Source organism: Metabacillus herbersteinensis, assembly GCF_042433335.1.
In the GTDB taxonomy this organism is placed as follows: Bacteria; Bacillota; Bacilli; order Bacillales; family Bacillaceae; genus Metabacillus; species Metabacillus herbersteinensis.
Map to the genome: position 1 here is coordinate 19339 of NZ_JBHLVO010000040.1, position 19126 is coordinate 38464.

The following is a 19126-nucleotide window of genomic DNA, read 5'->3' on the forward strand; positions in this document are numbered from 1 at the left end:
TACTTTAAGTACACAATTTCACAATCTCCTTTAAAATTTAACATATAGATCTAATTTTCTTTAAAGGAGTTGCTCCACAATCTGGCCCGATTGCTGAAGATCAACAGTATGTTCAGTAAAGAACTTTTTTACAAAGTAAACATCTTTTTTCCTAAGTAAAGAACTTTATTCCCATAGAACAAGAAAAACCCAACCTTGTGAAATCTTTCTTCCAGACATATAAAAAGTCACTTTCAAATTGAATTTAAAAGTGACTTTTTGTAGTGCAAAATGTATACTATTTCACTTTTTAAACTTGCCAGCTCTCTTTCACGTCAGCCCTGCATATTTGCTGCTACTTAAGTCGTTGGCAATCATTTCGCATCATCTATCATGAGGAATTCATTTTCGAATAGTGTTTTCCCATGTGGATTAATTTATCGTGATGGTTAAACTACCAATACAAATCTCCTCATTTCGTTTTTGATATTGAGGATTTACTCATTAACTGTCTGATTACTTTTTGCATAATGCCTCCATGGCGGTAATACTCGATATCTATGACATTATCAAGTCGGACCATCACATCAATTTCAAAGGATTCCCCGCTTTCACGAACAGCCTTGATTTTGATCATTTGTCCTGGATGAACTTTATTGGATAAACCGATTGTTTGGAATGTCTCAGTACCCTCAATTCTGAAGGACTGTGCGCTTTCACCATTAACAAATTGTAGTGGGAGAACCCCCATCCCAACCAGATTGCTGCGATGAATACGTTCAAAGCTTTCTGCTATAACTGCTTTCACACCAAGTAATAGTGTGCCTTTTGCTGCCCAATCTCGTGAACTTCCTGTACCATATTCTTTTCCGGCAATAATGAAAAGAGGAGTACCATCTTTTTTGTATTCTAATGATGCTCTGTACATTGACATCACATCACCGCTTGGCAAGTATTTTGTGACGCCTCCCTCCGAACCTGGAACCATGTGATTACGAATCCTATGGTTGGCCAATGCTCCACGAATCATAACGTCATGATTCCCCCGCCTCGAAGGATATGAATTGAGATCCTTTCGTTCTACTCCCTGGTTTCTCAAATGAATGCCTGCTATGCTTTCAGCAGGAATAGCCCCAGATGGTGAGAGATGATCAGTTGTGACGGAATGGCCAAGAAGGGCGAGAGTACGAACATTTTTAAAGTCAACAATATTAGCCGGTTGCTCAGATAAATCTTTAAGGAATGGTGGTTCCTGTACGTAAGTAGATGTTTCATCCCATTCAAACAGCTGTCCTTCAGGAGTATCAATTTGGTTCCACTTTTCATTGGCATCATGTACATTTTGATAACGGCTTCTGAATAGCTCTGGCCGAAGAGTATCTCCAAGCCATTTTTGGGTTTCTTGAGAAGATGGCCAAATGTCACGTAAATAAACAGGTTGTTTGAGTGAATCAAAACCAATTGGCTCTGTTGAAAAATTAATATCAACCTTACCTGCTAATGCATATGCAATAACGAGCGGCGGGGAAGCCAAATAATTCGCTTTAATTTGAGGGTGAACCCGCCCTTCAAAATTACGATTTCCCGAAAGGACACCGGCTACGGTTAAATCCTGCTGTGTAATGGCCTCACTCACTTCAAAGGGAAGAGGTCCAGAGTTGCCAATACAAGTTGCGCACCCGTACCCCGCAATGTGAAAGCCTAGCTTTTCGAGATACGGCATCAGCCCAGACTCACTTAGATAATCCGTCACGACCCGTGATCCCGGGGTTAACGAACTTTTGACAAAATCCGGTTTTGTCAACCCTTTTTCTACGGCATTTTTCGCAAGAAGTCCCGCCATCATCAACACAGTTGGATTGGATGTATTGGTACAGCTGGTAATCGCCGCCAATACAACAGAGCCATTCTTAATGACACTTGTTTTCCCATTTTCGTCCTCAATATGAACTTCTTTTTTGATTGCTTCCTCAGATAGTCCATAACCACCTTCTGCTACTGGTTTTCGGATAATTTCATTATATTTTTGTTTCATTTCAGTCAAATCAATACGATCCTGTGGGCGCTTAGGGCCTGCAAGGGATGGGACGACCGTGTTCAAATCCAGATCAATAACTTCCGGATAATCTGGTTCTTGGTTATTTTCCTCCATAAACATACCTTGTAATCTGTAATACGTTTCAATAAGGCTAATCTGCTCATCGTTACGACCAATCAAACGTAAATAGTTTATAGTTTGCTTATCTACCGGAAAAAAGCCCATTGTCGCACCATACTCAGGCGCCATATTTGCCACAGTCGCTCGGTCTGCGACACTCATGGAACTAACGCCTTCACCGAAGAACTCCACAAACTTACCTACTACACCCTTTTCACGGAGAATGTTCGTGATTGTTAAAGCAAGATCCGTTGAGGTCACTCCTTCTTGAATCGCACCTGTCAGTCGGAAGCCCACCACTTCTGGCGTCACAAAATACAAAGGCTGTCCCAACATGGCTGCCTCTGCCTCAATCCCTCCTACACCCCAAGCTACGATACCAAGTCCATTTATCATTGTCGTATGAGAATCTGTACCGACCAGAGAATCAGGGTATACAATGGTTTTTCCATTTTCCTCTTTTGTTGCTGCTACCGTTGATAAATACTCCATATTAATTTGATGCATGATACCAGTTGCAGGCGGAATCACTTCTAAGTTATTGAATGTATTCTGCGCCCATCGAAGAAAACGAAATCGCTCCATGTTACGTTCCATATTGACCTTTTCATTCAGTTCCATGGCATCCGGTCTGCCGAAGTAGTCTACTGTAACAGAATGATCGACAACAAGATCTACAGGAATTAGTGGATTTATTTTCGACACATCCCCCCTGGCCCGATTCATTGTTTCGCGCATAGCAGCTAAGTCCACAATCGCCGGTAGTCCAGTAGTATCGTGTAATAGAATACGTGCTGGTTTGAAAGGTACTTCCTCATTTATATTCCTATTTAACGTCCAGTCGGCTAATTTCCGTATGTGATCTTCTGTAATTGATTCTCCGTCAAATGTACGAATCGCTGCTTCAAGAAGTACCTTTATAGAATACGGAAGTCTTGATATATGGCTAAACTTACCTTTCTGTAAACTCTGTAACGGATAATACGTATATTCTTTTTCATTTATTTTTAAAATTTTTGGCTCGATATATCCTTTTGTATCCATATTTTTTCTCCCCTCTTATCCTATTAAATGAAAAGTTAATCTGCATTTATCATATTTGATTGTTCTTAATCTTAAAAATAGCAATATTTCATAGCTGAACATGAACGATTGCCATATCTTATCTTCAGGAAACCTTGTTGTTGTGATATGTTTAGTAGAAAAGGGTGATTAGGATGGATGATCGCGACTGGTTGGTAATACATACGCTATTTAATGAAAAAAGCATAACAAAAGCTGGACAAAGCCTTTTTATTGCACAGCCCACACTCACAAAACGCTTAAAACAAATTGAAACAGAATTTGGTGTAAAAATTGTGAACAGGGGTGTTAAGGGCGTTCAATTTACACCAGAAGGAGAGTACTTAGCTAAACGTGCAGAGGAATTACTGAACACATTCCGTGAAATAAGAGAAGACATCGATAATTTTAATCACTTTGTTGCCGGTACATTGCGACTAGGTGTTTCAAACTTTATCAGTAAATATAAACTTCCCGGCTGGCTAAAGTCCTTTAAAGAGCAATATCCAGATGTTGAATTTCAAATAGAAACCGGTTATAGCAAACAAATATATCAACTTGCCTATAATCAGGACGTTCATATTGGCTTTATTAGAGGAGAATATAATTGGCCAGACCAAAAAGAACTGCTGTTTGAAGAAGAATTATGTGTTTTCTCTTATAACCAAATAGCACTTGAGGACCTCCCTAATTTACCAAAAATTGATTACCATACGGATCATCTCTATAAACATTTGACCGATAACTGGTGGGCAGAACGATACTCGCAACCTCCAATAATTGGCATCTCAGTTGACCGAGGCGACACATGCAAAGAAATGGTCTTAAACGGGTTAGGGTATGCCATCCTTCCTTCTTTGTTTTTTAACGATGTGGAAAAAATTTATAAAATCCCACTCAAAACGAAAGAAGGGATGGCCATCACACAAAAAACATGGATGCTTCATCATAAAGATACAGAAGAGTTAAACGTCGTAAGAGCATTCGTTGATTTTATAAAAAATTTGTCCGAGTAATAGACAGGCCAGGGTACTGGCCTGCCTAATTAGGATAAAAAGTGGTCTAGATAGGCTAAAATTTCTTCCTTATTACCTGAGACTTTTTGTACTCTTTTAATATCTTTATCTACTTTTTCTAAAGATAGCTTCAATACTTCTTCTTCCATCGATTGTGGAATGACGACAACTCCATCCGCGTCTCCTACTACAATATCTCCAGGATGAATTGTTGCACCACCACAGGAAATATGTACGTTGACCTCTCCTTCTCCAGCCTTACCACTCGCTGCTATCGTTGTACCTTTACAAAAGACCGGATAATTTAATTCTTTTATTCCAACGACATCCCGGATGACCCCGTCGACAATGATTCCTTTAATGCCGAGTGTTTGGGCCATACCGAGAATAAAATCTCCCGCAATAGCGCGATACGTATCTCCTTTTGCATCAATAACAAGAACATCGCCTGGACGCGCTTCCCTAATGGCCTTTAGCACAACCAGATTATCACCAACCGGCATTTTCACGGTAAATGCGCGCCCCGCAACTCTATATTCTTCTTTCAGCGGTTTAATCGCAGATGATAGATTATTAAGCCCCTTTAGTGCGTCTGAAATACATGTGGTTGGAATCTCTTGAAATTGTTCTATTATACTCATTCTAGTTCTCTCCTTCATTTATCATTCTTCATTAATAATTATTTTTTTCCCTCTTAATTTAAGGAAGATCGGTGTTAGGATCCATAACATACCCACAATAATAAAAGCGAGTGATATTGGCTTCTCAAAGAAAATCATAATATCACCGTTGGATAACGTTAAAGCTCTTCGTAAGTTATTTTCGATCATTGGACCAAGCACTAATCCCAGTACGAGCGGGGCAATCGGAAAGTCATTTCGTGATAAGAAATATCCTGCTACCCCACATCCGATTAACAGCATTAAATCAAAAACAGAAAACTGTACAGCGTATACTCCAAAGAAAGAGAATCCAACAATCAACGGAATCAAATATTTCGTAGGTGTTTCTACTACCTTGGCGAAAACTTTTACCATCGGTAGGTTTAGAATCAATAAAATAGCGTTACCAACAAACATACTCGCAATTAAACCCCATGCAACATCTGGATGCTCTTCAAACAAAAGTGGACCTGGTGTAATATTAAACATAATGAACGCACTCATTAAAATAGCCGTTGATCCTGATCCAGGTATTCCCAATGTCAACAATGGAACAATCGCACCACCTGCCGCAGCATTATTAGCTGCTTCTGGAGCAGCTACACCTTGAATCGCTCCAGTACCAAATTTCTCTGGATTTTTGCTTAACTTTTTCTCCATGATGTAAGAGAAAAAAGAAGCAAGAGTAGCACCTGCACCTGGAAGAACCCCAATGAAAAATCCAAAGACTGAGCCTCGTACAATAGGCATTGCACTGTCTTTTAAATCTTGTTTTGTCGGAAGGATTCGATCAATCTTAGCAATTTCGCCACTGTTGCTTTCCCTTTCTAAAATCGCTTTAAATACTTCTCCTAACGCAAAAAGCCCTACTGCAATTGTTAAAAATTCCAGGCCTGAATAAAGTACAGGGATATCGTAGGTAAATCGGGTAACTCCAGATACGTTATCAATCCCAATCGTAGCAAGTAATAAGCCACAAACCGTCATCATTAAGGCTTTGGTGATCGACTTTCCCCCAAGGCCACTTACAGCCAGCAATCCGAGCAACATTAATGAAGTATACTCAGCTGGACCGAACTTCAATGCAATGCTTGCTAGCGGGTTCGCTAGTAGAATAAGACCAATTAAAGCAACAATTCCAGCGGCAAATGATCCAATCGCACAAATGGCTAGTGCGATCCCAGCTCGTCCATTCTTTGCCATTTGGTGTCCGTCCAATGTAGTAACAACTGAGGAAGACTCACCTGGCGTATTTAAGAGAATAGATGTGGTGGAACCACCATACATAGCACCGTAATAAACACCAGCGAGAAGAATAATAGAGCTTGTCGCTGCTGCTTCAGGGGGCAGTCCACCAGTGATGGAAGCGGTAATTGGCATTAAAAGAGCAATTCCACTCATGGGGCCGATACCAGGCAGAACGCCAACAGCTGTCCCGATCAGTACCCCAAAAAAGGCGAACAGGAGATTATGCCACTGAAGCGCAGTAGCAAAACCTTGTAGTAGATAGTCAAGCGTATCCATATAAAACCTCCTAAGAAAAGCTCATCCATGATGGGAATGCTGGAAGTGTTCCTTGCAATATAACAACAAATAAATAATAAACGCCTATGGAAAAACAGCCGGCAATTAGAAACGAAACCCACAATCGTCCCTTTTCCATTGTTTGAAATCCAACTAGTAGGAATAGGAACGTTGTAATGACATAACCTAAAGTTTCTAGAAGGGCAGCATATAGAATGGCAGCCACCAAAATAATCACAAGTCGTTTGTAATCCAACTTTGCGCTGTTTTTATTCACATCCACATATCGGAACGTTTCATAAACAAGGCGGGTACTTAATAAAATCAACACACTACCTAAAGACATCGGAAAAATATTCGGGCCAATTACACTGCCGTAAGCACTCTGAGAAAGTTTCAAACTTTCGATTACAAACATTAAACCTACCGCAAAGAATAAAATTCCTGTATACCGGTCAAATAATTTGCTCATTCTTTTCCTCTCCCTGTCTTATTAAAAAGCGGCAGCCTAACAGGAGAATCTCAGCTGCCGCTTCTCATCTTCTTTAGTAATGTTTACTTTGCCATACCTAAATCTTTATAAATTTCTGTGTACATATCTTCATCCTTTTCCATTAGTTTAATGAACTCTTCTGAAGCCATATATCCATCCTGCCAGCCTCGTTTTGCAATTTCAGCAGCCCAAGCTTCTGTTGCTACAAGCTCTGCCACTTTTTCTTCCCAATACACTTTTGCTTCGTCTGACATATCTTCCGGACCATAAATACCACGCCAGTTCGTTAATTCAGCATCAATGCCCTGTTCCTTGTATGTTGGAATATCAGCATAATCACCCTCTAGACGTTCCGGAGAGGAGATACCGATAATCTTCACTTTTCCTGCTTTCACGTATTCATAAACTGAAGACACATCTGAACTGATAACATCCGCGTTCTTACCTAGAAGTGCAGTTAATGCTTCACCGCCGCCATCATAAGAAATATATTTCAATCCTTTTACATCAACACCTGCCTTCATAGACGGATAAATAACATTCAAATGATCAAATGATCCTGGACCTGATCCTCCAGCAAAAGAAACGGAAGTCGGATCTGCTTTTAATGCTGACATGAGCGATTCCATATCCTGATATTCTGAATCAACAGGTACGGCCAACACATCATATTCTTTCACGAGGCGGGCAATTGGCGTGATATCACGGAAAGATACCGGGCTGTTCCCCTCTTTTTTGATGTGATTCAAGACAAATGGTGTAGATGCTATAAGTAGTTTGTAATCATTTCCTTTTTCTTTATTCGCAAAATCGACAGTACCAACCACCTGACCTCCGCCCGGATTATTTTCAACGGTAATCGTGCTGTCTACAATCCCTTCAGTAGCAAAAAGATTGCTCAAGGCTCTCCCAGTTGTATCAAGGCCTCCGCCTGCACCGGAAGGAACTGAAAACGTGATGGCTTTATCCGGGTATCCACTATTCGTTGCACTTTCCCCATCGGCTGCAACAGGTTGTGCATCTTTTTTGCCACATGCGGACATTCCTAAAGATAAAATTACAGTGAGAATAACAAACATTAACTTTTTCACCAAAATCCCCCTTGTCATTTTCCTGAATAATCTGTAAATTTTTTATAAAAAAAAGCTGTAATTTCCATATCATTTTTGTAATTCTCTGTGTGCCTAAATTCAAAGGATAAGTACAATTCATATACTATATCGTTTAGTGCGTCAAGAACTTCTTTAAAATCAATATTTCCCTTTCCCGGGCATTTTCTACTCTCACCTGACAGGTGTACATGGACAAGTTGTTAGCGAGAAATGAGAAAATTTTCACTAATTACTCCTTTTCGAATCACAAATGTAGTAAACATCTAAGATTGCTTTAACATCTGATGATTTGAACGATTTTGTGGTTCGAAAGCAATTTGAATGTTGTGTTTCGTTGCGTGATCAATCACCTCTTCAAAAGATTACGTATCCACCTTTCGACTGGTTAGGATATTCTTTAGATACGTTGCCCCTAAGCTTTCATCTTCCTCCTTCCCTCGCAATCCATACAGTTCAGCTTTTGTATCAGGTATGCCGTACACATAAGCTAATCTCACAACAAGTCTCCTCCCACATAGTAAAGAGAACGCTTTCATAATAATCAAACACTTAACGAGTTGTGTTCCTTACTTAAAGTGTAACTGATGATTTCAATCAATAAGAAATAGTGATATTTCATGTTTAGATATTCTAATTTTGAATATTCCCACCTCGCCTTTCTTTTTCAAAGAAGAAATAAGAATAAAATTAATTCAATAAACTTGAATGAAAATGATAGTTATTATCAATACTATAAATAATAAAGGGCAACCAAAATAATGGTTACCCTCAGAAATTTAAGCTGATACAAATGTTTTGCAATCCGTTTCTTCACTATTGGATGCTTTTTTGCCCTTATGACTGACTACGTAAATAGAATCTGCATTGCATTTGTTTCCTGAACCCCAATACGTACAGTTATTGACTTCACAAAGAACATCTTGAGCCATAGTATCCCACCTCCTCTTTTGTTATGATTAACAAATTTGCGGTGGTTGATACTTTTTTACTTTAGTTTGGCCTTATTCTTACTGACTAAAGTATAGATCTACAAATTATACTTTCTCGGTGCACTGTATAGACGTACAGCATCACGAAAAGGTAAGAAACGAGCAGGAATTGGAAGAATTGTAGCTGTTACTATGCAACTAAGAACAATATCATTGGTTTCTTCTTTAACTTTAACTCGTTTTATTCCTAGTTTTTTACTTTTCATGTCCTTTAATAGATTTGTTAAATCTGCGTTTTTTTCCATATACAATTTCACGCTTATTTCTTTATCTTTCAACTTTTTGGGTCCTATCCATTCAAATATATCGGGAATAATTCTCACACCTAATATCATGAAAATAATTCCTAAAAGGGCTTATAAAACCCCACACCTATAGTTATTCCAATACCTGCCGAAGCTAATACTAATGAAGCAGTAGTCAAGCCAGATATAGCATCATTACTTCTTCTTAAAATTACTCCTGCTCCTAGAAAACCCAATTCCACTTATTACATATGACGGTATCCTTCCAGGGTCCATAGGACGAGAATATTCTTTTGCATACAAAAGTGCGGATTCATAGGACACAATTGTCAATAAACAAGCTGTATCCGATACGATTAAACAAGTTTTCAATCCTAAAGGTTTTCTTTTTAATTCCCTTTCTAAACCTATTACTAATCCGATATAGTAGCAAAGCTCAGTTTTAATAGAGTGTCATTTCCAATAACATGTTGAAATATCTCATTCATAATCTCATTCCCCTTTTAAAAAATAATGAAATATTTTAATATTTAGGATTCCATAATTATTATTATATAAGATATAATCTATGAAATTGTAATGAGTGCTCTTAATTCATATAGCGATATTCCATCAGACTTTTCAAAATAGAGACTTCCTGTAATACTTCCTCTCCAACATTCGTTTCTAGAACCTTTTTTCTCTCTAGTTCTTTATCCACCAATCTTTTTACTGATAAAACATCTGTTCCATTTAGTAGAACATCTTCTTTTGAATTAAAATGTTTATGGGCGACAAGTTGCATACCATAGGAATTATATAATAAAGTGTATCCAGCAATACCTGTTGTTGATTGATAAGCTTTGGAAAAGCCTCCATCAACGACAATCATCATTCCATTAGCCTTAATTGGATTTTCTCCGTCAATTTCTTTAACTGGTGTATGGCCATTTATGATATGACCTTGATCAGAATTAAGATCAAATTCTGTTAGGATTTTGCGGCATGTCTCTTCATTTTCACGTAAATGGTAATATGGGTTCTTTTTCTCTTTATGGGTTATCTTATCCTTAATGAAATACCTTTCAAAGGTTGTCATTGCTCTTTTCCCAAAGAGTGATGAATATTCTCCTGTCCATAAATACCAGACCATATCTGTCGCAAGATCATCTGTCTTTTCAGGATGTGCAAAAGCATGTCGTAAATAACGTTCAAAAATATCAAGTAAATCACGACCAGCATAGGTTTTATTTTCAATGACCATTTTTTCCATTTTTCCTTCTTCATCTAAAGGAATACAGCCGTGTATTAATAAGTTTCCGTTATATTTTAAATAAAGACTGCCTTTTTTCATAAGAAAATTCATATGTCTAGCCAACTTTTCCGAATGCTGGACAGAAAATAACAGTTTGTCCATCACTTGCTCTTCTTCCTCTAATAGTTGATCAGGTTGTTCCGGATTAACCGTTGCAAAGCAGCTATTCTCTAGTGGGTACGTTTTCCCATGTATCGTTATTTCATTTTTGTCATAATCAATTTTCTCAAGCAAAAGCCTTTCTGACATATTAAAGTTCGGGCGTCTTTTTATGATAGGACTTTCTAATTTGAACTGAATCATGGCAATGGCTTGATGAATTTTCGTAATTTGTAATTGTTCAAGATCAGATAAATTTCCATCTGAATGTCTCTTTGGTCTAAAGGTTGGATTGTCCTCATAGTATTTCTCCGCAAGATTGAGAAGTGGTCTAAGATTTATTCCATACACATCTTCAATAATATCCAAATTGTTGTACCTGGCAGAGATACGAATAATATTAGCTAGACAAACCTTTGAACCAGCAAAAGCACCTAGCCATAGTACATCATGATTTCCCCACTGTATATCAACGGAATGATAATTGATTAGCGTATCCATAATTTTATCAGGTTCCGGTCCGCGATCATAAATATCTCCCACTACATGAAGATGATCAACAACCAATCTCTGGGTGCTATAAGCAAGACCTGTAATAAGCTTATCAGCCTGTCCTAGGGAAATAATTTGCTGAACAATTTTTGTGTAATACTGTTCCTTATTAGCGGATTCATCTGTTTTGTATAGTAGCTCTTCTATAATATAGGCAAACTGATTAGGCAATGCTTTACGTAACTTCGAGCGTGTATATTTGGAAGAGGCATAAGAAATGAGCTTAATCATACGATCAATGATTTCTTTATACCATTGGTTTAATTCTTGTTCATTAACAAAATTATTTTTAATTATCTGTAATTTTTCTTCAGGATAATAAACTAATGTCGCCAATTCATTAATTTCTTTTTCATAAATTACACCATTAAAAATGTCTCTTATTTTCTCTTTTACTCTCCCCGAACCATTTCTTAACACATGTTGAAAGGCTTGATACTCCCCGTGTAAATCACTGATAAAATGTTCTGTTCCCTTTGGTAGATGAAGAATGGCTTCAAGATTAATAATTTCAGTTACCACTTTTTCTTCACAATCATATTTTTGTGCCAGTAAATCTAAGTATTTTTTGTTCAAAATTATGTATCCCCTTTCAAAATTCATCATTATTTTACATCTAAAAGATTGCGATTAAATACTTACATTATATAAGAAAACTTAAATTGAAATTATAACTATAATTATATTTTTATTGTCTTTGTTTGCAATTGTAAAGGATATCATTTCTCATTATATTAGATGGTCATTTATTTCTAACTTTATTAAGAATATTAAGAAGCTACACTTTTAGAGGAAAAACTTACAACAACTATGGTTAAATCTGATATACCTATTCAATCAGATTCTAGTACTTTTTCAAAAGTAGAGTTAGAGAAATGAAATAATTAGAATTATTGCTATTCTATTGGTCATATGAAAAATGGTAAATAGGAAAAGGGAATGCTAAAAGAGAATTTTCTCCGGTTCCATTTGCAACTTATCTGGTTTGGAAATGCCATTGATTAAAATGGTTGATGATGAACATTTAATCAGACCCTAGTAAATAATACAATGGTTTTTGTTCTTTCAATTGATATCCATACCACTCATTTAGCCGTTCTTTTGATGCTATTTCTTCAATCCCTGTAAAATATAATTCTCCCACTTCTATCCCCTCTTATAGGTTAACGTCTTTTATACATTATAAACAAAAAAGGTGCACCAAAAATAGTAAACCTCTAAAAACTTATATAATTGATAGCAATTTACAAAGACCTTCAATTGTATGTTGTCCCTTGAAGCGTGGTATAGTGCTTCCACAACTAAGAAATCCTCCCTTTAGTTTTGCAATCTAACCAGACATTCCGACCAAACTCTGCACTATTTGCTCATCTAAGCTGTCCATTAGTAAGAACAAGGCGCAGTTATTAGGAATCCCCCCAAGACTTATTCCGTTAAAAAGCTTAAGTACCCATTAGTACAACAACATCATTTTTTTACTTCCCACTGTTCATAGCACTCAACATCTAAGCCTAATTCACCTTTTTTCAACCATTCAAATGCTTTAAGAACCAATGGAGAGGCATTATTAACCGTTACTTCACTCTCTGAAACCCACAAAGCCCCAGGTGAATCCTGTCCATCAAATTGTTTTGGATTTATAAGTTGTCCACCGATTTTATTAACTAAATAGTAAACCCCAATATGATGAACGTGGCTAAACTCTTTCCAATCCCACGGTAACATAAAGTCGATAACACCTAAGTTCTTTACTACTTCTATCTCAATACCAGTCTCTTCAAGAAACTCTCTTTTCATTGCATCTGTTAAACTTTCAGATTCCTCTAAACTTCCTCCTGGAAGGTCAAAACGATTGATATATGGTCCTCCATTTTTATTTATCACTAAAAGTTTTCCATCTTGAAAGTAAAGTCCATAAACCCCAAAGGCACGATGGAATTTCAAATCTTTCTCCACTTGGTTACCTCCTCAGATTAATTCAGTTAAGTCTAATTTCCGGACTTGGATTTATTTTCCTTACCTAACTATTCTGCACCGTTACTTGAATAAGAAAAAGCTCTACTCCTTATTGAAGTAAAGCTACCCGTTAGTTGAAGAACGGAGTACGTATATTTTTTTAACTACTCCAAAAAACTTATAGATTTCATCCAAGATCAACATGTTTAATTTATTTAAAATGACCAATTATCCCATTGACATTATTAAATTCATGTCGTTTATATTTGACCATAGATACAATACCAAGAATCGGTCCAATCGCTAAAAATGCAAAGACCCATTCCCAACCGACAAACCTCTGAATAATAGGGATTAGATTTATAGAAAATATAGTGATTAGGAAACCAAAGCACATTTGAAAAGTAAGGGCTGTTCCTACATACTCAACTTCTGCTACTTCTGAAACTGCGGCAGAAAATTGTGCAGAATCTGATATGACAGACATCCCCCAAATGATAGAAAGGATTAGAGTTAACCAAATAAATTGACCAAATGTCAAACCAATTAATATGGAGCAGATGGTACTGATAAACATAGAAATGATCGTTAAATTTGACCTTCCGATTTTATCTGAGATTAATCCTCCTAATACACAACCAATCCCCCCTGCAATTCCTATTGAAATAAATGAGGATAATGCAATGAACCAATGAGAAATTCCTGGTGATTGTCTTGTGAAACTAGCTGTCAAAAAAGCAGGAAGCCATGTCCACATCGCATACAATTCCCACATATGCCCGAAATAACCGTAGTTTGCCAGCATTACTGGTTTATTCGTTACTACTTTTTTTATTAATTTAAAAGAGAAAGGCAGTTTTTCCGATGTTTCTGGAGCATCTTCTAGAATCCAATTGACAACTATTGCTGCGAGTAGTGCCAATACTGAGCTACAAATAATTACGAAATGCCAATTTAATGAAGAAAAAAACATAACAACAAAATGTGGTAAAGATGACCCTAGGGTTAATGCAGCTATTAAGATACCAATAGCAAGCCCACGTTTTTTTGGAAACCATTGTGATAAAATTTTTACAGCTATCGGGTATACCCCAGCGAGAGTTATTCCAGTTAATATCCTAAGTAGGATACCGAAAAAAGCATGATCGACTAGTATTAGTAAGCCATTCAATATTGCTCCGAGAAACGCTGAAATTGCAAAAACTGTTCGAGGATTATAACGGTCCGCAATCCCAAAAGATGAACTAAATAATGCCCCTATTACAAATCCAATTGGAACAGAAGAAGACAGCCATGCTTCTGAATTGTGGCTAAGGTTCCAACTTTCAATTAGTTCGGGTGCAATAACTGATGCACTAAACCACAAGCTTAATGCGCATAATTCAGATAATCCAATCCATACTAACGCTCTCCATGAACCTCGAATCATAATACCCCCCTTTAAATAAAACTCAATATCACAATTTTACTGAATATTAAATATAATTACAATTAATGTGCTAACAGGTGGCAAACAAAGCTAATTCAATAACTAACAAAATCCCCAATACGAAACCAACGTTCGTAGGGATTTTTTCATATGGTGATATGTCAAACTGGTACCGATAAGAAAATAGAGGATGTCGTGAATTATATAGTCCAAAATTCTAATCATTTCTTTGAATATTGTTTAATAAGGATTTTTATTAGAGGATTAAGCCCTACTGGTAATTCAAAAAACATCGCTTCAGTAGGTTTCTTTACCGTCTGCTTTAAGAACCCGCCTTTATTTCTTTTGAGACATATGCGATTGTAACAGAATAGAATTGATCACCATTTGGTAATTTAACATAATGCTGTTCCCCTGAAAAAACACCCTTGTTCAACTCCCTCAGTTCAATACGTATATCTCTCGAATGCTCACTTATTCGCAGGATTTCATAACCCTTGTATTTGGAGTTACAGATAAATGAAATGAGTTCAGATCATTTTGGCTTCGTGAAGACATAGTTAAATAAAGGAGTCCGCTACCACTCCATATTATTGACTCCAAAAGTGGTAATAATCCTTTTCCATACTTAGTTATTGAACCTTTGGAGGATTTGAATTAGTTAAGATACTGTTTTAATATTTTTAATCCTATTTTTAACTCATCTAATGAGTTTGTAGAAGAAAGTGCAATACGCAAATACTTATCAGGGGTGGTCTGCCCGCTTAGAAAACGATAAGAATGAAAAACTCGAATACCGTGCCTTTTCAAATCCGCTTCCAACTGTAACGCATCGTTATGCCCTTCAATTGGAAGCCAACGATAAAAACTAAGAGGATGTCCAACATTCTTTTTTAAAGGGAAATATTCCGAATAAATATCATTTGCAGACTGTGCAAGCTGTTTCTTTTGAGAAACAATTTCATGAGCCTTCCCCGATAAGATAAGCTCTGTGATAAGGTATCTTGAGAAGACTGGGCCTGGAGGAAGTTTAAAAAAATCTTTGAGAAAAGGGTAGTTTCCGATAACTTTTAAATAAGGTAAAAGTTATTTACAATAAAAAATGTTCTAGTGCCATAAACACTAGAACAATTAATCATTTTACATTTCTACTTTTTGGAAAAACTTTGGTAAATGCTCTTTATGTACTTCTAGCATTTCATCCAAGATAGCTTTACCAACTTTATCAGAAGGAACAAGCGGATTAATTGTCATTGCAAGTAAAGCTGTATCATAGTTGCCTGTTACAGCGGCCTCAGCACCCACTCGTTCAAATGATTTGATTTGTTGTACAAGCCCTCGAACTGCAACTGGAAGATCTCCGTTGATGATTGGCTTTGGACCTTCTTTTGTAATAACACAGCTTACTTCAACAGCAGAATCATACGGAATACTTGCAATAGCCCCATTGTTAATTGTGTTAACCGGCTGAATATCATGCTTATCGTTATAGATAGACGAAATTAGACGAACCGCTGCATCACTGTAATACGCTCCACCGCGTTGCTCTAATTGAGGTGGTTTAATTGCTAAATTAGGATCTTTGTATAGCTCGAATAGTTCCTCTTCAAGTTTCTTAACTACTTCAGCTCTTGTTGTACCCTCTTTAAAGTTTTTCAACTCTTTTTGTAGCATTTCATCTGTCTTATAATAGTACAAGTGATATGGGCACGTTATGACATTTAATGCTCGAATAAACTCTGGCTCCCAGCCTTGTCCTTCTACGTTTTTTACAAAGCTGCTGTTCTCTGGATTCGATAACAGATCAATTACTTTATCTTTTACACTAACTCCGTCTACATATACATCTAATCCATATACCATATGATTTAAACCAGCGAAATCAATACGAATACGGGAATGGTCAACATCTAATAGCTTTGCAATTCCCATCTCAATTCCAATTGGAACATTACATAGACCAACGATTTTTTTATGGTCAGTGTAACGAAGAACAGCTTCTGTCACCATGCCAGCAGGATTTGTAAAGTTGATTAACCAAGCATCCGGACATAGTTCTTTCATGTCTTTTACAATATCCAAGATAACTGGAATGGTACGCAAACCCTTAAATAATCCACCTGGTCCATTTGTTTCTTGTCCTAATACCCCGTGGCTTAAAGGAATTCTTTCATCTTTAGCACGAGCATCCAGTAATCCTACACGAAATTGAGTAGTAACAAAATCAGCATCTTTTAAAGCTGCTCTTCTATTTAGTGTTAGATGCACCTCGATTGGAAGACCTGCTTTTTCAATCATTCTTTTGGCAAGTTTTCCAACGATTTCTAATTTTTCTTTTCCTGCTTCAATATCCACTAACCATAACTCTCTAACCGGTAATTCATTATATCGTTTTATGAATCCTTCTACTAATTCAGGGGTATAACTAGATCCCCCACCAATCGTTACAATTTTAATACCTTGTGTCATACTCTATGCACCTCCGGGTAATTTAACAGCTAAATAGTTGGTTAAGATTTGAAGAATCTTATTGCAAAAATTTTAATGTAAAGGGTCTCTTTTTAACTTTCTTCTTTAATCAAGAAAGTAAAAGTACTTATGAATGAATTGTATCTGCATTGAGTAAGACAGTAAATAAGTCGGGAACATCTAGTTTTTAATAACACAAGAAGTCATTTGTTACACAAATGTAACAACATGTATCCTATGAAGTAGATGTGTTAAGATTGAGCTATAGAGGAGGTTTAACAGTTAACAAAGGGGTTAAAATGTATTTATTTTTTATGGAAGGAGAATCCTACATAAATGTTTACACACGATATAATTGCTTCATTAAATGAGTTAGAAACTTCCTTATACAATTATATTTGTCAAAATGGTGAGAAAGTTGCTTATATGCGAATCCGTGAACTGGCAGATGAAACCCACGTATCAACAGCTTCGATTTTACGTTTTTGCAGAAAAATAAATTGTGAAGGTTTTTCAGAATTTAAAGTAATGCTTAAAATGCATTTAGGAGAAAATAAAAAGACTATTTTAAAAAGTTCCCAACATTCGGTAACCGAATTTTTTGAGCGAACGTTAAAAGGAGACATAGAAGAAAATATTAGGAAGGCTGCAAGTTTAGTTACTAAAGCAGATAGTGTAATTTTTATTGGAATAGGAAGCTCAGGTATTCTTGCCGAATATGGAGCAAGGTATTTGTCAAGCTTAGGTACATTTTCAATGTATATTAAAGACCCTTTCTTTCCAATTCATTCCGAATTTCTTCATAATAGCGTAACAATTGCTTTATCCGTCTCAGGAGAAAGTAATTTTACAATCACTCATCTTAATCAACTTAAACAAGAAGGAAGTAATATTATTAGTATTACAAACAATAAATACTCAACCATTGCAAAAATCTCTGATATAAACATTCCATATTACGTGACCGAGGAGTGGTTTGAAAATGCTAATATTACTACACAAATCCCCGTTATGTATATTCTAGAATCGATAGCTCATGAAATATATAAACTTAATAAATAAGAAATTGACCAAGAGTTATTACTTTCTTGTTGAATTAAGGGTGGCGTTAGTTTCAACTATGGATTACATAAAACCCCAATTTTTTATGTGTTGGATTATAAAAATTTTAACCAAAAGTACGTCTTAAACCGTTGATTTTCCAAATATAAACGAGACTGTTTTGAAAAAAAGATTGATTAAAACAAGATCATGATATATTTCATGAGGACGCTATTTATAAAAAAGTTTGATCATTTCTATCTGTTTTGTTCAATAATCTGGCCCTTTACATAAAGAAAGGCACTTTCCTTGTGAAGTCGAGTAGAAGGGAGCCTTTCTACCTCACGGTAAATTGTACTCCACCCCCCTCACAGAACCGTGCTTGCACTATTAATGCACACGGCTCTTCCTAGTCATCGTTCACAGAATGTAGCTAACCTCTTTTCTTAAATCATATATATTCACTTTAATTCTTGGTAAAGGTAGTGGATATTTATCAAGAAATAGTCTGAATTTATCCCATGTAAAGGATTTCCTTTGACTTCTTCTATTGAGCCATTTAAACAGTAAGTTCTCGATTTTGTCTTTGAAGTTGCTAACATTTTGGGTATTATCAGTTATGCAATAATAATTGTAATAACCTATAAGCGAGCGTCTAAATCTGTCCATAATCATATGAATATCTTTATTTCTATTTTTCTTCAACCATTCTTTGGATTCTTTTAGTTTGCCTTGGACTTTCTTCCTGCTTGTTTTCCGTTTCACTCTAAATTTTCTTTCTCGGCTTTTCCCACAATAATGTGTGAATCCTAGGAAATCAAAAGTTGCAGGCTTACTATTTCCCTTTCGCTTTGCATCTTTCTCCGCAAACCGCCCGAAAGGAATAATTTTAGTTTTATCCTCAGCTATCTCTAAGTTAAATTTCTTTAATCTCAATTTTAATGACTGAAAGAATTGTTCAGCTTCACTTTTATATTGAAAACAACAAACAAGGCAAGTAGACCACAGGAACCTCCCCAGTAGTCTCTCTCAGAACCGGACGTGAA

17 protein-coding genes and 1 pseudogene are annotated in these 19126 nt (G+C 36.5%); 2 read left to right on the forward strand and 16 right to left on the reverse strand.

The window, feature by feature from the left end; all coding sequences use genetic code 11:
• Positions 1–451 precede the first annotated feature (451 nt).
• Positions 452–3181, reverse strand: coding sequence for an aconitate hydratase AcnA (gene acnA / locus ACFFIX_RS25205; RefSeq protein ID WP_378939030.1), 2730 nt, complete (start codon positions 3179–3181; stop codon positions 452–454).
• Between the two features lie 173 nt (positions 3182–3354).
• On the opposite strand from acnA, the gene ACFFIX_RS25210 reads away from it, so the two are divergent.
• Positions 3355–4215, forward strand: coding sequence for a LysR family transcriptional regulator (locus tag ACFFIX_RS25210; RefSeq protein WP_378939032.1), 861 nt, complete (start codon positions 3355–3357; stop codon positions 4213–4215).
• Between the two features lie 29 nt (positions 4216–4244).
• Here ACFFIX_RS25210 and ACFFIX_RS25215 read toward each other — a convergent pair whose 3' ends face one another.
• The 14 genes and pseudogenes from ACFFIX_RS25215 to ACFFIX_RS25280 all read right to left on the reverse strand — a co-directional run bounded on the left by ACFFIX_RS25215 (position 4245) and on the right by ACFFIX_RS25280 (position 17039).
• On the reverse strand, positions 4245–4856 hold the full coding sequence (locus ACFFIX_RS25215; RefSeq protein WP_378939034.1) for an RraA family protein: 612 nt from the start codon (positions 4854–4856) through the stop codon (positions 4245–4247).
• A 21-nt stretch (positions 4857–4877) separates the two neighbouring features.
• Positions 4878–6401: a tripartite tricarboxylate transporter permease gene (locus ACFFIX_RS25220; protein WP_378939036.1), complete on the reverse strand. Its 1524-nt coding sequence runs from the start codon at positions 6399–6401 to the stop codon at positions 4878–4880.
• A gap of 10 nt (positions 6402–6411) precedes the next feature.
• Entirely contained in the window at positions 6412–6873 is a 462-nt protein-coding gene (locus ACFFIX_RS25225) for a tripartite tricarboxylate transporter TctB family protein (protein WP_378939038.1), read from the reverse strand.
• Between the two features lie 83 nt (positions 6874–6956).
• Entirely contained in the window at positions 6957–7985 is a 1029-nt protein-coding gene (locus tag ACFFIX_RS25230; protein WP_378939040.1) for a Bug family tripartite tricarboxylate transporter substrate binding protein, read from the reverse strand.
• 383 nt (positions 7986–8368) lie between these two features.
• A complete protein-coding gene (locus tag ACFFIX_RS25235; RefSeq protein WP_378939042.1) occupies positions 8369–8503 on the reverse strand; it encodes a hypothetical protein in 135 nt (44 codons plus the stop codon).
• Between the two features lie 279 nt (positions 8504–8782).
• Positions 8783–8935 carry a DUF1540 domain-containing protein gene (locus ACFFIX_RS25240; protein WP_378939044.1) on the reverse strand — a complete coding sequence of 51 codons (153 nt, stop codon included), beginning with the start codon at positions 8933–8935 and terminating at the stop codon, positions 8783–8785.
• Positions 8936–9033: 98 nt separating this feature from the next.
• Complete coding sequence (locus ACFFIX_RS25245; protein WP_378939046.1) at positions 9034–9240, reverse strand: hypothetical protein; 207 nt, start codon at positions 9238–9240, stop codon at positions 9034–9036.
• A gap of 101 nt (positions 9241–9341) precedes the next feature.
• Complete coding sequence (locus ACFFIX_RS25250) at positions 9342–9482, reverse strand: MgtC/SapB family protein (protein ID WP_378939048.1); 141 nt, start codon at positions 9480–9482, stop codon at positions 9342–9344.
• Positions 9436–9612 (reverse strand): MgtC/SapB family protein, encoded by a 177-nt coding sequence (locus ACFFIX_RS25255; RefSeq protein ID WP_378939050.1) that lies wholly within the window; start codon positions 9610–9612, stop codon positions 9436–9438. The genes ACFFIX_RS25250 and ACFFIX_RS25255 overlap by 47 nt, the downstream gene beginning before the upstream one ends.
• A 217-nt stretch (positions 9613–9829) precedes the next feature.
• Positions 9830–11761 (reverse strand): fructose-1,6-bisphosphatase, encoded by a 1932-nt coding sequence (gene fbp, locus ACFFIX_RS25260; protein WP_378939052.1) that lies wholly within the window; start codon positions 11759–11761, stop codon positions 9830–9832.
• A gap of 891 nt (positions 11762–12652) precedes the next feature.
• On the reverse strand, positions 12653–13141 hold the full coding sequence (locus tag ACFFIX_RS25265) for an NUDIX hydrolase (protein ID WP_378939054.1): 489 nt from the start codon (positions 13139–13141) through the stop codon (positions 12653–12655).
• A 211-nt stretch (positions 13142–13352) separates the two neighbouring features.
• Positions 13353–14570 (reverse strand): MFS transporter, encoded by a 1218-nt coding sequence (locus ACFFIX_RS25270; protein WP_378939056.1) that lies wholly within the window; start codon positions 14568–14570, stop codon positions 13353–13355.
• Positions 14571–15227: 657 nt separating this feature from the next.
• Positions 15228–15569: pseudogene (locus ACFFIX_RS25275) on the reverse strand (aminotransferase-like domain-containing protein); the annotation flags it as partial.
• Positions 15570–15710: 141 nt separating this feature from the next.
• The gene (locus ACFFIX_RS25280; RefSeq protein WP_378939058.1) at positions 15711–17039 is read right to left on the reverse strand and encodes a 6-phospho-beta-glucosidase; all 1329 of its coding nucleotides are present in this window, start codon (positions 17037–17039) and stop codon (positions 15711–15713) included.
• A gap of 336 nt (positions 17040–17375) precedes the next feature.
• Here ACFFIX_RS25280 and ACFFIX_RS25285 point away from each other — a divergent pair, with 336 nt between their 5' ends.
• Positions 17376–18101 (forward strand): MurR/RpiR family transcriptional regulator, encoded by a 726-nt coding sequence (locus ACFFIX_RS25285; protein ID WP_378939060.1) that lies wholly within the window; start codon positions 17376–17378, stop codon positions 18099–18101.
• A 399-nt stretch (positions 18102–18500) separates the two neighbouring features.
• On the opposite strand, the gene ACFFIX_RS25290 is transcribed toward ACFFIX_RS25285, so the two are convergent.
• On the reverse strand, positions 18501–19016 hold the full coding sequence (locus ACFFIX_RS25290; protein WP_378939062.1) for a group II intron maturase-specific domain-containing protein: 516 nt from the start codon (positions 19014–19016) through the stop codon (positions 18501–18503).
• Positions 19017–19126 lie beyond the last annotated feature (110 nt).

What these genes read in the sequence shown, in the direction of transcription:
- acnA (WP_378939030.1), bottom strand. Translation starts at nt 3,181, where the DNA reads ATGGATACAAAAGGATATATCGAGCCAAAAATTTTAAAAATAAATGAA.
- ACFFIX_RS25210 (WP_378939032.1), top strand. Translation starts at nt 3,355, where the DNA reads ATGGATGATCGCGACTGGTTGGTAATACATACGCTATTTAATGAAAAA.
- ACFFIX_RS25215 (WP_378939034.1), bottom strand. Translation starts at nt 4,856, where the DNA reads ATGAGTATAATAGAACAATTTCAAGAGATTCCAACCACATGTATTTCA.
- ACFFIX_RS25220 (WP_378939036.1), bottom strand. Translation starts at nt 6,401, where the DNA reads ATGGATACGCTTGACTATCTACTACAAGGTTTTGCTACTGCGCTTCAG.
- ACFFIX_RS25225 (WP_378939038.1), bottom strand. Translation starts at nt 6,873, where the DNA reads ATGAGCAAATTATTTGACCGGTATACAGGAATTTTATTCTTTGCGGTA.
- ACFFIX_RS25240 (WP_378939044.1), bottom strand. Translation starts at nt 8,935, where the DNA reads ATGGCTCAAGATGTTCTTTGTGAAGTCAATAACTGTACGTATTGGGGT.
- ACFFIX_RS25245 (WP_378939046.1), bottom strand. Translation starts at nt 9,240, where the DNA reads ATGGAAAAAAACGCAGATTTAACAAATCTATTAAAGGACATGAAAAGT.
- ACFFIX_RS25270 (WP_378939056.1), bottom strand. Translation starts at nt 14,570, where the DNA reads ATGATTCGAGGTTCATGGAGAGCGTTAGTATGGATTGGATTATCTGAA.
- ACFFIX_RS25280 (WP_378939058.1), bottom strand. Translation starts at nt 17,039, where the DNA reads ATGACACAAGGTATTAAAATTGTAACGATTGGTGGGGGATCTAGTTAT.
- ACFFIX_RS25285 (WP_378939060.1), top strand. Translation starts at nt 17,376, where the DNA reads ATGTTTACACACGATATAATTGCTTCATTAAATGAGTTAGAAACTTCC.